Raw genomic sequence first — 13,407 nt, 5'->3', positions numbered from 1 at the left:
ATCAAAATATCATATATAAACTAATAAAAATAATACCTTTAAATATACTCACTATACAATATCCTTCATACATTAACTTATCCTATAGATATTACACTTTGTAATAAAACCTATATTTTCAAATTAATCTTCTCAGAACCCAAAGGATTTTTGAAAATAGATTTTCTATGAAAGTGATACATCTTTATAATTCAATAACAAGCTTTATATATAATACTAATTCCTTTCATAATATAAGTGATATAAGTTTAAAAGGACTTTCTTAGCTTTCCTTGTATATTCTCTCCACTTATTTGCAAAAATTTCAATAATTCCATATAAAATCATAAAAACAGCTGCAATTATAAGCACTTTTGAATTAAATCCATACAAGAAATACAATCCTAAGATGACTTCAACTATATATACTGGTAAACCGTAACCTATAAACTTCAACAACTTCTTAGATTGTTTAAGGTTAATATCAAATACTATATATGCTTTTAACAATAATAAAAGGTAAAAACATAGGGTTATAAGCTGTCCATAATTTACGAAATTAGTAATCTTACATATGACTGCAAAGATGACAGTTGGTAAAACAGCAGTTCCTGCCAGATATGCTAAGCTTTTTTCCTTAATTACATATCTTTTGTTAAATAATAGCCCTACTGCCAGTAATGGAATCAGTAATATATTTTCAACAATAGTTAAAAACATGTCCCTATTGAAGTCAATGGCAAAGATTTTTGGTACTACCAAGGAAGAAATCTGTAGTAACACTAAATAAATCAATAAACTTTTTCCTATCCTTAGATTTCGTCTCAATATAGTTATCTTCTTTATTAACTCCAAATACTTATGTAAACAATCTTCCTTCATGTACACGTCTGATAGTTTCTTAACCAAACTAGAACATTTCTCTCCGTTGGATATTCCAAGCTGAGCTGCACTTAAGGATGGAAGGTCCGTTAGGTTATCTCCTACAACCGCTACTTTATATCCATCATTTATAAACATATTGATTATCCTATTCTTCATCTCATAGGATATCCTAGAATAAACCTTTACTTTTGAAAGTACATTTATCATCTCTTCTTCAGTTAATGAGTCCAATTCAACACCTGATATTACTTCGTCTATACTGTTTATTAGTGATATATCTGTTGCTACTTTTGCGGCAGCTATCTTGTTCTCTTCTGTTATTATCATAGGAGCTATATTATTTCTTTTCAGAGTCTTAATTATTTCATCACTATCTTGTACTACTGGATTTAAAAAGGCCATAATACCTACAAAAACCATATTACTTTCTATATTTTCATCTGGGGTAGGCTGATATCCAAAGCTACGATAAGCAAATCCAATGGTTATTAACCCTTCACTAGAAAAATTATAATCACAGTTTTTGATATTTTCTATATCTTCTTCTGTTATTTCCTTTTCTACTCCCTCTTTCATTATATGAGTACATCTGCTTAGTACTTCATCTAAAGCTCCTCTTGTGTTTACTCTGTAATTCTTCTCCACCTTATTTAAAGTTGTAACCATTCTTCTTTCTGTATCATAAGGCAGCTCAAAAATCCTTCTCTGCTGGGTCATAAGCATTCCCTTGTAGATTCCTCTACCTGCCCCCAGTCTCAATAAGGCTATCTCAGTTATATCTCCCTTTCCAGAGTCATCATTAACATTGTATATGGCATTATTAGTTAAAAGTCCGATATTAATCATTCTTTGAAGGTTTATATCATTATTGTCCCCTTCATCTTCTCCATAAACTTTTTCATCAGTATACATCTTCTTAGCTATCATCTTATTAACTGATATAGCTCCTATCTTCTCTAAAAAGATTATATCTATCTTTTCTTCAATATCAAGAACTGAAAGATTTATGAGTTCTATCCCTTCTGATGCTAATTCCTTCTTATAAAGATATATAAATGAAATCACTATAATTACATACCCTACAGTCTCTAAAGAATATAATTCGTTTAATAATAAATTAATTCCACTATTTCTCCCAGCAAAGAAATACTCTGCTAAAGCTACCACACCTGCAATAATCAATGTGTACTTAAAAACAGTATTAATCTTCTCTTCTAATTTTCTTCCTAAGGTATTTTTTCTAATACCTGCACTGTTAAGAAGAGCCATATTCCTACCTAGCTGAGTTTTACTACCTATAGCTATTACAATTCCTAACCCGTCCCCTCTTACAATAGTGCTTCCCTTGAAAAGTATATTTTTCATTTCTGACAGAGAGTTGACAGCCCCTTCTATCATAGTTTCATACTTCTCACATAAAAACTCTTCTCCGGTAACATTCTTTTCATTTACTTTAAGCTCTTCACTTTCAATCACTCTTATATCTGCCGGAACTAACATGTTTTTTGTAAGAACAACAATATCTCCAACAACCAGTTCTTCTGAATTAATATTTTCCCTAATTCCATTTCTTATAACTCTTGTAGTGGTATAGTTTAGGCTATTTAGCAAACTTAATTCTTTTCTACTTTTAACAATTTCATAATATCTTATAGCAACTGTTAAAATAGCCAATAATACTATAATTACACCTTGTACAAAGAAATGAAAAAATATAAAAAGTACTGTAGTGGCAAGCATAATTAGAAACCATGGCCTTAAAAGAAGCTTTATCAGTATAACCTTTGAAGTTTCTTCAATAGTTATTGGCATTATATTTAATCCGTTTGCTTCTCTTCTCTTACTTACCTCGTCACTACTTAACCCTCTATTTAAATCACTTTGCAACTTATCTATGACTTTATTCCAAGATATGTTATACCATCTTTCCACTATATTTACTCCCTGCTATAATTATTTGTTACTTTAATTTTCGTCTATATTGCTAACACACTTTACCAAGTAAATATAAAAAGTAAAATTATACTTCTCAAATTAATTTACTTTGTATTATTTATTATAACAGAGACCCTATATGTAATGAACTAGCATTTTTAACTAATGATATAGCACTTCAATCAAAAACTTATTTTCCAAACTCTTATGAGTTTTGAGAAGAGTATTTGAAGACATAAATTTTAGCATGAAGTGATACATCTATAGTATACTTCTTATGATTTCGTCTTTGGATTAAATATAAGCCCCATTATATATCCAAAGAATATTGCAGCAGTAATACCTCCTGCAGTTCCAGTGATTCCTCCTGTGAAAGCACCAATTAAGCCATTTTCTTTAACTGCCTTTATAGCTGCTTTAGCTAAGGAATTGCCGAAACCAGGTAAAGGAACAGTAGCCCCAGCTCCTCCTATGTCTATTATCTTATCATATATGTTAAAAGCACCTAATATGACACCTAGAGTTACAAAAGCTACTAATATCCTTCCTGGAGTAAGCTTAGTTTTATCCATCAACACCTGAGCTATTACACAAATAGTTCCACCTACTAAAAAAGCATAAATGTATTCACTCATATTATTTATTATCTCCTTTCAAGATTGTGAATCTCATTTTAACTATATTCAATGGCCACTGCATGAGCTATACCTGGTATTGTTTCCCCTTGAAGGGAAGTTGTTGTACTCATCAGTGCTCCAGTGGAAACAAGTAATAGCTTCCCAATCTCACCTTTCAACATCTTTTTGTATAAATAGCCACAAGTCACAACTGCTGAACAGCCGCAGCCACTAGCTCCTGAGTTAGTCTTTTGCCTTTCATTATCATAAATAACAGCTCCGCAATCTATGTAAACATCCTTAATATCATAACCATATTCTAAAAGAAGCTTTTGTGTTATTTCTTTACCTACAAGTCCCAAATCTCCAGTGGCAATAATGTCGTAATCATCTGGTGTTCGTCCTGTATCTTGAAAGTGTCTATAGATAGTATCTACAGCAGCCGGTGCCATTGCTGCTCCCATGTTTGATGCATCCTTAATACCATAATCTTTTACTATTCCTGTGGTTACGTAAGTTACATATGGGTTATCTCCTTCATTCGATAGAAGTATGGAACCTGCCCCTGTAACAGTCCATTGAGCAACCTCTGATCTTTGAGCTCCATACTCTAGCGGAAATCTAAATTGCCTTTCAGCTGAGCTAAAATGTGATGAGGTTGCTGCTATAACGTACTTTGCATATCCTCCATCCATAAGAAGAGATGCAAGCCCAAGAGATTCAGCCATGGTAGAGCAGGCGCCATATAGACCTATAAAAGGTATATTCATATCCCTTGCAGCAAAGCTTGAAGACGCAAGCTGATTGAGTAAATCCCCAGCAAGTAAATAATCGATATCTTTTTCCTCAAGTTTTGCCTTTTTTATAGTTTCTTTTATTGCAGTGTACATCATGGAAGACTCCGCTTTTTCAAAGCTTTCTTTCCCATTGGTATCATCTCGAAGTATTATGTCAAAATAGTCCTTTAAAGGACCATCACCTTCCTTTGGACCAACTATACTGGTAGTACATATTATCTTAGGTGGATTCTGTAGTTTAACGGTTTGTTTTCCTACCTTTTTCTGTTCATTGTTCATATATATCTAATAGCCAAAAATTTATTATGTAATATATAAACTTTAGCACCTTCAAATTTTTGGCCTCTCCTTTCTATCTATATAATTAAGAGAAAAGTTTTAATAAAGTACCCTAATTTAGTAACTTTTAAAGCATCTGTCTTAAAAAAACAGAGTTTCAAAGTTTTACATTATAATACCGATAACATAGTATATCAAACCTACTATTACGGAAGTTCCAATTCCGTAAACTAGCACTGGACCTGCAATAGTAAACATCTTTGCTGCTAATCCAAATATATAACCTTCTTTTTTAAACTCTATAGCAGGAGAAACTATGGAGTTCGCAAAACCCGTTATAGGTACAACAGTACCTGCTCCTGCAAAGGACGCAATTTTATCATACACTCCTATACCTGTTAATAAAGCTCCTATAAAAACCATAACTATTGCTACCCAGGTCCCAGCATCTTCTTTGGACATACCCCAATATAAAAATGTATTTGAAAAAAACTCTCCTACATCACAAATTAAACCGCCAACAATAAATGCATTAATACAGTTCCTTAAAAGCTTTGGTTTTGGTTCTGATTCCTTGGACAACTTGTCAAATCTCTTTTTTATACGTTCTTCTTTAGGCTCCATCTTATCCCTTCCTTCTAAGAAATGAACTAAACCCTTTTATGCGTATCTTATTCTATGAAATAATTTATTATAATACTAAACTCAATTGATTTTTTTCTTTAGTGTAATTTTTCGTCTAAGTGTATTTTATGGATTTGTAATATATTTATAAGCAAGAAAATTTGCCAATAATAAAAAACTTTTATAAAAGAAAAAAAACGGTGGCAATCCATCCGTTTTTTTAAAATTCCGATAATTTTTTTCGCATTTGTTGCAGTACCTTTTTCTCTATTCTAGAAACTTGTACCTGACTTATCCCAAGCATCTTAGCTACTTGTATTTGAGTTTTATCCTTAAAATATCTAAGTAATATAATTTGTCTTGACTTCGGTTCCAAACTCTTTAAAGCTTCCTTTAAAGCTAATCTATCTATCATTTCAGCATCTTCTTCACCATTTTCAGCAATCTTATCTATAAGCAGTACTGGTGACCCATCATCTTGATGTATAGTGTCATATAGATATTGCATACTATTAGCTGATTCTAATGCAAAAACGATTTCTTCCTTTTCTACACCAGAGTATTCTGCCAATTCTTCAATAGTAGGTTCCCTATCTAACTTTTTTGATAGTTCCTCTCTACTAAAGTGAAGTTTTCTGGCTAAGGTTTTAGTATTTCTAGATACTTTTATAAAACCATCATCCCTAAGAAATCTCTTTATTTCTCCTATTATCATTGGAACTGCATAAGTGGAAAATTTTACATTGAAGGAATCATCAAAATTATTGATAGCCTTAACTAGTCCTATTGAACCTATTTGAAATATATCCTCATAATCATAACCTCTATTTAAAAACTTTCTACTTATTGAAGAAACTAGAGGCATGTTAATTTCAATAAGCCTATTCATAGCTTCTACACTACCAGCTTTAGCCTGCCTTATCAGTGTGGTATTATCATCATAATTGAACTCTTCTTTTTTTAAATTATTATTTTCCATAGATTATCACCTAACCTACAGAATTAAATTTTTTTTTCATAACTATTTTAGTCCCTTTTACTCCATCACTGTATACTTCTAAGGAATCCATAAAGGTCTCCATAACAGTGAATCCCATACCTGATCTCTCTAAATCCGGTCTGGAAGTATATAAGGGCTGCATTGCCTCGTCTAAATTCTTTATTCCTATTCCTTGATCTTCAATTATGATGGTTGCTTCACTCCCCTCTAATATGGTCTCTATGCTTACTACTCCATCTTCTTTTTCTTCGTAGCCATGAATAATAGAATTGGTCACAGCTTCAGATACAGCAGTTTTAACATCACTTAACTCTTCTATAGTAGGGTCTAGTTGAGATATGAAGGCAGCTACAGCAACTCTGGCAAAACCTTCATTTTGAGATTTACTTAAAAATTCTATCTTCATTTTATTTCCTTCCATGTTAATTCCCCCTTAATTAGCCGCATTTGATGGCATCATTTATGCTTTCGTAGTAATTAATAATTTTGAACATGCCAGACAATTCAAATACTCTTTTTACATTTTTATTTGCTGCTACCACACTTACCTTCCCTTTTCTAATAGAAAGCCTTTTATATCTTCCTATCACCATGCCTATTCCTGAACTATCCATAAAAGTTACCCTAGAAAAATCAAAGACAAGATTATTTATTCCATCTCTATCAATTCTATCATCAACTTTAACTCTTATTTCCTCAGCACTATGGTGGTCAAGTTCACCTGTCAGTGCTACCACTAAATTATTATCAACTTTACTAAAATTTAATTCCATAAGCATTACTCTATTAAGAGTAATCCACCTCCTTAGCTCTTTCGCCAATTTAGCTTCCTTCTTTTTCCATAATTTTAACATAATTTTTTGTAATAAGTCAAACATATTTATCATATATTTGTAAATTATGGTATTTAATTCTGCAAATATATAAAAAAGTGGCTGAAGTGAGCTTTTTTCTCCATCTGCATTTACAGAAAAAAACACACCGAAGCAGCATTAAAGAGTAAATATATTTCGAGTTAAAATTCCCCAAAAATGCAATAAAATATGGTATAATATAATAAGGTAAAGCACCTAATTTACTACGTTTGCGGGGATTAAATATGGATAAAATAACAAGAAAACAAAAGAGAGAAAAAGAGAAAGAAATAAATTATTTCGGAGAATTTTCGAAAATTAAAAACCACTTTTTTAAAGATTTAAATAAAAAATTAGCTATTGTAAAAGACAAAAGAAAGCAGAGTTATGTTACTTATACTCCAGAAATAATACTATTTACGGTAATAATGAAAAATGTTTCAGGCATAGTAAGCATGAACAAAATGACAAAAGATTTTAATAATGACGCCGTAATAGAAAATATTGCAGCGTCATTAGGATATGAGTCTTTAGAAGAAATACCACATTATGATACAATTAATAACTTTCTAAAAGAGTTAGAAGTAAGTGAATTAGAAAAAATTAGAGACTACATGATAAGAGAACTTTTTAAAAAAAGATCCTTAGAGAAATATAGATTGATGGATAAATACTGGTGTATAGCCATTGATGGTTCACAACTATTTTCTTTTAACGAAAAGCATTGTGATCACTGCTTAAAAAAAGAATATAAAAATAAAGAAACTGGAGAAGTAGAAAAAACTGTATACTATCATACGGTTTTAGAAGCAAAGTTAGTCTTAGGAGATATGGTGTTTAGTATATTAACTGAATTTGTTGAAAATGAGACCGAGAGCGTCAGCAAACAGGATTGTGAAATAAATGCAGCTAAAAGGCTAATGAAAAAATTAAAATACAAGTTTAGAAAGCTAAATATCTGTCTTCTAGGGGATAGTCTATATGCTTGTGAACCAATATATCAATTGTGTGATGAGTATAATTGGAAATTTATCTTTAGATTTAAAGAAGGTAGAGCCCAAAAACTCTGGGAAGAAATTCAGGTTATAAAGGGTTTTGAAAACAACGAACTTAATTCTAAATTTGTTTTGGCAGAACAAGAGGTTATTTGGGATGCAACTTATATTAATGAAGTCTCATACAAAAATATATTTATTAATACAGTAGACTTTACTGAGACAATTTTCAAGAAATCTAAAGATAAAGACAGCCGTGAAAAAACGTCCAAAAACTTTGTTTTTGTTACGAATATACAGATTACCAAAATAAATGCGTTCAAAATTGTATCTGCTGGTAGAAGTAGGTGGAAAATTGAAAATGAAGGTTTTAATAACCAAAAGAATATAAGATATGATATAGAACATGCTTGTTGTTTAAATTATCAAGCTATGAAAAACCACTATTTATTGATACAGATCTCAGACATATTAAGACAACTTTTAGAAAACGGTAGCGTAGCAATAAGAGAATTAAAAGTTGGTATAAAAGAAATATCTTCAAGAATATTAGAATCTTTTCGTCGAGACACTCTAATATCTGAAGATATATCACGATTAAATCAACATATAAAAATACGCGACCTATAACAATACAATTTTAACAAAGGTGATGATAAAAAGAAAGACTATGGAACAAAAAAATAAAAAAAATTTTATTGGTTGCAAAGCAACCTAAGATATTATTTTTAAAATTATCGTAATAAAGATATTTTCTTAATTTTCTGAAAAAGAAAAAATCAATTTAAGAAGATTTTCTAAACATAAATTAATTTAATCGTTGATACTGACACCGAAGTAACTTACTTCAGTGTGTTTTTGCGTATCTGCCTTTTCCAATACATATGAGGAAAATCTAGAAGGCAAATAAATTTCATTTATTATTTTGATTTATTATATGCATTTATTTCACTTTTTATGGAACTCAGTATATCTTCAACGGTACATGTATCCTCTGCCATAAGTATCTGAATAGCATCATCTATATCATTTATAGCGTAAATATGGAATTCACCATCTTCAATAGACTTTTCCACTTCGCTGTTCAGTACTATGTCACTAATATTACTAAATGGTATAACAACTCCTTTTCCATATACATTATCTATAGCTTTACACACCTTATAGAAACCTTCTATCTTTTCATTTACTCCTCCAATTGGCTGAACCTCACCAAATTGATTTAAGGAACCAGTTACTGCTATACTCTGCTTTATTGGCACCTTGCTTAAGGCTGAAAGCATGCAGACAATCTCTGCTATAGATGCACTATCCCCCTCTAGCATCCCATAGGTTTGCTCAAAACTAACATGAAAATCTACAGGAATCCTGGAGTAAGGATCTATTAGCTTATTTAATAAACCATTTAATATATCTATGGATTTTGCATGAATATTTCCACTTAAGTTGCTTTCCTTATGCACATCAACTATTCTGCCAACTCCCTTATGACATACACAGGTTATTCTAGTAGGTTTTCCAAAACTGTAATAGCCTGTATCTAAAACTGATAAACCATTTATACTTCCAACTATTTTAGACTTAACATCTATGATCATTTTCCTTTCCTTGAACATAGAAATTATTTCTTTTTCTATAAGCTCTTCATTGTAAGCTACTGAAATTATCTCATTTTTTCCTATTATTCTCTTATCGATTTTCTTTGCAATATCATTTGATAAAATAAGTATCCTGCTTATCTCCTCATCATCGATAAACAACTTATTTTTATCCTGAGCCTTTCTTGATAGATATTTTCCTATTTCATTTATAGCTTCATTACTGACTAAAAGAAGTTTGTTTCTTTCCTTTATCTCTTTTATTATGGAGATTAATGACATCTTTACTTCTTCATTTATACTCACATATGGATTATATTGAGCTTTTATTTTAAATAGATTTCTAAAGTCCTCATCGTAGGTATATAAAAGATCGTAAGTTTCACTGTCACCAATTATAACAATCTTCACGTTTATATCTATTGGCATTGGTTTAAGCCCATTAAGTGCTAAGAATTCTAAATAACCTCTATTATAATCATAGCTTAATTTATTGCTCATCAAGGTTTTTCTAAGATAATAATAGCTTCCTGGATTGTTAAGCAGTGAACTTGCTCTTACTATAAGACATCCTTCATTGGCTTCTAGTAGTGAACCTGAAGTTATTAGAGATATATCAGTAGTATATACACCATTATGGTTTTCGTATTCTATACTTCCTATCAAACTAGTTATGCTAGGATCTTCTTCAAAAACAACTTTTGGATGTTCTGTTTCATTATTATCTACTAACAAATTTATCAGTAGTCTATTAGCTAGTTCTTCTATTTTCTCTATATCCTCTTCATAGTTCATAGAATAATTCTCTATGACTTCCTTTTCAATCAAATCACATATTTTATTTAGATAATCTAAGGCTTCCTTCTCTTCAATAAACTCCTTAAATACATCTTCCTTTATATCCTTGGACTCTTCTATTAGATACTGTTTAAATATCTTTTTTATTTTATCAATAGAATTTAACTCTATATCTTTTAATTGTTCTAAAACGTCCTCAGCTCCATACTTCAGCTTACTTGCTTTTGTTACAATTTGATCCTTTGATACTTCTTCCAAGCCTTCATATTCTTTTTCTGTCATGGCCTCTCCCTCTTTAAGAGGTATGAAAGCAAAGCCATTGGTTGTAGCCTTTACATCAAACCCTTCAGTCTTAGCCATTTCAACAAGGCTACTAATATAATCGCTTCTCTTCTTCTGAATTTCCTCTATTATATTTTCTTTCTCTTTATTGGATGATGAATTGTAAAAAGCAAAAACTTTTTCAAGATAGAAATTCTTTATGCCTTCCAACCTTTCTTTAAAAAGCTTTCCTTTTCCATTACTTAAAAATAAAGGCTTAGGGTATCTATCATCTTCTAAAACAACATAGCATATATCCTTTGGCGGAGCTTTTTTTACAAAAATATCTTCAATGAAATTAATTATATTTTCTAATTTGTCTTTTGAAAACAAGTCTATAAGATAAACATTAAACCCTTGCTTTTCGATTCTAAGAGCTGTTTCTAGACTCTTATAAACTTCTGCATATTCTGGTATAAATCTTTTATCCTCTGCTTTTGAAGCTTGACTAAAATCAACATTGTAAATGACCTCTTGTGGAGTTAACTCTCTCTTCATAATGTCCCACTCAAAAATTGCAAAAGGCAAATCTTTTTCCAATTTATTAGAGTAGTTTCCTCCTCTATAAAGTAATCTACTATATTAATATTCTATTTTTTTAATTTTAGGTGTAAATTTTACCAATTTATTTCATCAACTTTCATCAGAATTATACATTGTTTAAATATTAGTAATTCACATATCATACTTTTATTACTCTGTCATCTCAAGATATCTATTCTCAACTTATGTATTGATTGGCACCTTTTGTATAAATATAATTATATATAAGGATGTACTACTTCAATCCCAAATCTATTTTCGAACATATATAACTTAAGTTTTAGTAATTGAACCCTATATAGATAATTCAACTCCTGATAATATATCCACCCTAAACCAAGCTCATAATTAAATAAATGGAGGAATCTTGTTTTGAAAGAATTGTATTTAATTAATGTCAACAATCGCTACGGCTTTATTGATAATGATGGAAAATTTGTTATTGAACCAGTCTATACCTCTGCAAACGAGTTTTCTGAAGGCTTAGCTCATGTTATAACTTTAGATAATACTAAAGGATATATAAATACAAATAATGAAATGGTAATAAAACTAGACGCAAGTTTCTACGATGACTTTCATGAAGGACTTGCTTCTGTAACTTTAGATAAAAACTCAGGTTATATAAATAGTGAAGGAAAATTTGTTATAGAGCCAATATATTCTTATGCAAGTCAATTTAAAAATGGTACTGCCTCTGTTAAACTTGGAGTCAAAGCTGCTATAATTAATAAGCAAGGAGAATATATAATAGAGCCTAAGTATGATAATATATCAAACTTTTCAGAAGGCTATGCTGTTGCTACACTTAATAATACTGCTGGTTTTATAAACAAAGACGGAGAAGAAGTTATTGATTTCAAGTTTCAATCTGCCTACAGCTTCTCAGAAGGACTTTCCTGTGCTAGAGTATACGGTAAATGGGGATTTATAAATAAAACTGGCGAGTTTGTTATTGATCCAAAATACTATTATGCTGAAAGCTTTAAAAACGGCTATGCTAAGGTCACTATAAATCCTGATGGAGGAATTGGCTTCATAGACAGGTTGGGTAACGAAATAATTAAGGATGATTTTTATTATGCAGAGGACTTTTCTGAAGGTTTGTCTGCTGCTGGCTATTACAATGTAGGTTTTGGCTATATAAATCCCCAAGGTGAATTTGTTATAAATCCAATATTTAATGTAGCACATAGCTTTCATAATGGAGTAGCTTTGGTTGTGTATAGAGGTGTCTGGGGATATATAAAAAAAGATGGTTCCTGGCTTTATAAGCCAGAAAACTTAGAATAATAAAAAGTTTTATACTTTTCTTAACAAGAAAAAGGATGACTGAAATAATTTTCTTCAGTTATCCTTTTTTATAACATGTCTTATCTAATACATTTAAATAATTTTTTATATACACTTAATTTCAACAGTGTATTTTAAATAGACCCATCTTAGTAGTTTGAAGTAGATACTTTTCCTTCGCATATTTCTATAGAAGCTGATGCCCCTATTCTAGTTGCTCCGTTTTCTATCATCTTTAAAGCATCTTCTTGACTTCTAACTGCCCCAGAAGCTTTAACTCCTAGTTCTGGTCCTACAGTGTCTCTCATTAATTTAATATCTTCTGCAGTCGCCCCACCAGTTGAAAAACCAGTTGAAGTCTTCACAAAATCAGTCCCTGCTTCTTTTGCTAGTTTGCAAGCCATTACCTTTTCTTCATCAGTCAATAAACAAGTCTCAATTATTACTTTTGTAAGCGCTTTACCTTTTGCTGCATCTACTACAGCCTTTATGTCTGCTTTAACATATTCATAATCTTTATCTTTTAACTTGCCTATGTTTATAACCATATCAACTTCAGTAGCACCCTTAAGTATTGCATCGCTTGTTTCGAAAGCTTTTACTTCTTTAGTGTTTGCTCCTAAAGGGAATCCAATTACTGTACAAACCTTTACTTCACTTCCGCTTAAAAGCTTTGCTGCTAGTTCTACATTGGAAGGATTCACACATACTGAGGCAAATTTATACTCTAATGCTTCTTTGCAAAGCTTTTCTATTCCTGCCTTAGTAGCTTCTGGTTTAAGTAAAGTATGATCGATCATTTTTGCTAATTGTTCTTTATTCATTTCTTCCTCCTATTATAAAAAGGTTTCTTTAATATTCTAGTTAATTATAAACTTCTACAGAGTTT

At 30.9% G+C, this 13,407-nt stretch carries 11 protein-coding genes; 2 read left to right on the top strand and 9 right to left on the bottom strand.

The window, feature by feature from the left end; all coding sequences use genetic code 11:
• Window positions 1-216 precede the first annotated feature (216 nt).
• The 7 genes from C1I91_RS08645 to spoIIAA form a co-directional block, all read right to left on the bottom strand.
• The gene (locus C1I91_RS08645) at window positions 217-2,796 is read right to left on the bottom strand and encodes a P-type ATPase actuator domain-containing protein (RefSeq protein ID WP_128212525.1); all 2,580 of its coding nucleotides are present in this window, start codon (window positions 2,794-2,796) and stop codon (window positions 217-219) included.
• A gap of 278 nt (window positions 2,797-3,074) precedes the next feature.
• Window positions 3,075-3,434: a stage V sporulation protein AE gene (gene spoVAE / locus C1I91_RS08640; protein ID WP_128212524.1), complete on the bottom strand. Its 360-nt coding sequence runs from the start codon at window positions 3,432-3,434 to the stop codon at window positions 3,075-3,077.
• Window positions 3,435-3,472: 38 nt separating this feature from the next.
• Complete coding sequence (gene spoVAD / locus C1I91_RS08635; protein ID WP_128212523.1) at window positions 3,473-4,492, bottom strand: stage V sporulation protein AD; 1,020 nt, start codon at window positions 4,490-4,492, stop codon at window positions 3,473-3,475.
• 165 nt (window positions 4,493-4,657) lie between these two features.
• Window positions 4,658-5,116 carry a stage V sporulation protein AC gene (gene spoVAC / locus C1I91_RS08630; RefSeq protein WP_128212522.1) on the bottom strand — a complete coding sequence of 153 codons (459 nt, stop codon included), beginning with the start codon at window positions 5,114-5,116 and terminating at the stop codon, window positions 4,658-4,660.
• 220 nt (window positions 5,117-5,336) lie between these two features.
• A complete protein-coding gene (sigF, locus tag C1I91_RS08625; protein WP_128212521.1) occupies window positions 5,337-6,095 on the bottom strand; it encodes an RNA polymerase sporulation sigma factor SigF in 759 nt (252 codons plus the stop codon).
• 10 nt (window positions 6,096-6,105) lie between these two features.
• Window positions 6,106-6,537 carry an anti-sigma F factor gene (spoIIAB, locus tag C1I91_RS08620; RefSeq protein ID WP_128212520.1) on the bottom strand — a complete coding sequence of 144 codons (432 nt, stop codon included), beginning with the start codon at window positions 6,535-6,537 and terminating at the stop codon, window positions 6,106-6,108.
• Between the two features lie 16 nt (window positions 6,538-6,553).
• Entirely contained in the window at window positions 6,554-6,889 is a 336-nt protein-coding gene (spoIIAA, locus tag C1I91_RS08615) for an anti-sigma F factor antagonist (RefSeq protein WP_128212519.1), read from the bottom strand.
• 326 nt (window positions 6,890-7,215) lie between these two features.
• Between spoIIAA and C1I91_RS08610 the strand changes: the two genes are divergently transcribed.
• A complete protein-coding gene (locus C1I91_RS08610) occupies window positions 7,216-8,595 on the top strand; it encodes a transposase family protein (protein WP_128212518.1) in 1,380 nt (459 codons plus the stop codon).
• Between the two features lie 290 nt (window positions 8,596-8,885).
• Here the strand turns inward: C1I91_RS08610 and C1I91_RS08605 are convergent, their stop codons facing one another.
• The gene (locus C1I91_RS08605; protein WP_128212517.1) at window positions 8,886-11,180 is read right to left on the bottom strand and encodes an AAA family ATPase; all 2,295 of its coding nucleotides are present in this window, start codon (window positions 11,178-11,180) and stop codon (window positions 8,886-8,888) included.
• Between the two features lie 417 nt (window positions 11,181-11,597).
• Here C1I91_RS08605 and C1I91_RS08600 point away from each other — a divergent pair, with 417 nt between their 5' ends.
• Window positions 11,598-12,518 (top strand): WG repeat-containing protein, encoded by a 921-nt coding sequence (locus C1I91_RS08600; RefSeq protein WP_128212516.1) that lies wholly within the window; start codon window positions 11,598-11,600, stop codon window positions 12,516-12,518.
• A gap of 149 nt (window positions 12,519-12,667) precedes the next feature.
• On the opposite strand, the gene deoC is transcribed toward C1I91_RS08600, so the two are convergent.
• Window positions 12,668-13,342: a deoxyribose-phosphate aldolase gene (gene deoC / locus C1I91_RS08595; RefSeq protein ID WP_128212515.1), complete on the bottom strand. Its 675-nt coding sequence runs from the start codon at window positions 13,340-13,342 to the stop codon at window positions 12,668-12,670.
• Between the last annotated feature and the right edge of the window lie 65 nt (window positions 13,343-13,407).

The sequence above is a fragment of the Clostridium manihotivorum genome (assembly GCF_004015185.1).
GTDB lineage: Bacteria > Bacillota > Clostridia > Clostridiales > Clostridiaceae > Clostridium_AR > Clostridium_AR manihotivorum.
The sequence above is the reverse complement of the archived record's forward strand: the minus strand, read 5'-3'. Positions and strand labels throughout refer to the sequence as shown.

Excerpts from the sequence above, each read along its gene's own strand:
- spoIIAB (WP_128212520.1), bottom strand. The coding sequence starts at position 6,537 with ATGGAAGGAAATAAAATGAAGATAGAATTTTTAAGTAAATCTCAAAAT.
- sigF (WP_128212521.1), bottom strand. The coding sequence starts at position 6,095 with ATGGAAAATAATAATTTAAAAAAAGAAGAGTTCAATTATGATGATAAT.
- spoIIAA (WP_128212519.1), bottom strand. The coding sequence starts at position 6,889 with ATGGAATTAAATTTTAGTAAAGTTGATAATAATTTAGTGGTAGCACTG.
- C1I91_RS08610 (WP_128212518.1), top strand. The coding sequence starts at position 7,216 with ATGGATAAAATAACAAGAAAACAAAAGAGAGAAAAAGAGAAAGAAATA.
- C1I91_RS08605 (WP_128212517.1), bottom strand. The coding sequence starts at position 11,180 with ATGAAGAGAGAGTTAACTCCACAAGAGGTCATTTACAATGTTGATTTT.
- spoVAD (WP_128212523.1), bottom strand. The coding sequence starts at position 4,492 with ATGAACAATGAACAGAAAAAGGTAGGAAAACAAACCGTTAAACTACAG.
- spoVAE (WP_128212524.1), bottom strand. The coding sequence starts at position 3,434 with ATGAGTGAATACATTTATGCTTTTTTAGTAGGTGGAACTATTTGTGTA.
- deoC (WP_128212515.1), bottom strand. The coding sequence starts at position 13,342 with ATGAATAAAGAACAATTAGCAAAAATGATCGATCATACTTTACTTAAA.
- spoVAC (WP_128212522.1), bottom strand. The coding sequence starts at position 5,116 with ATGGAGCCTAAAGAAGAACGTATAAAAAAGAGATTTGACAAGTTGTCC.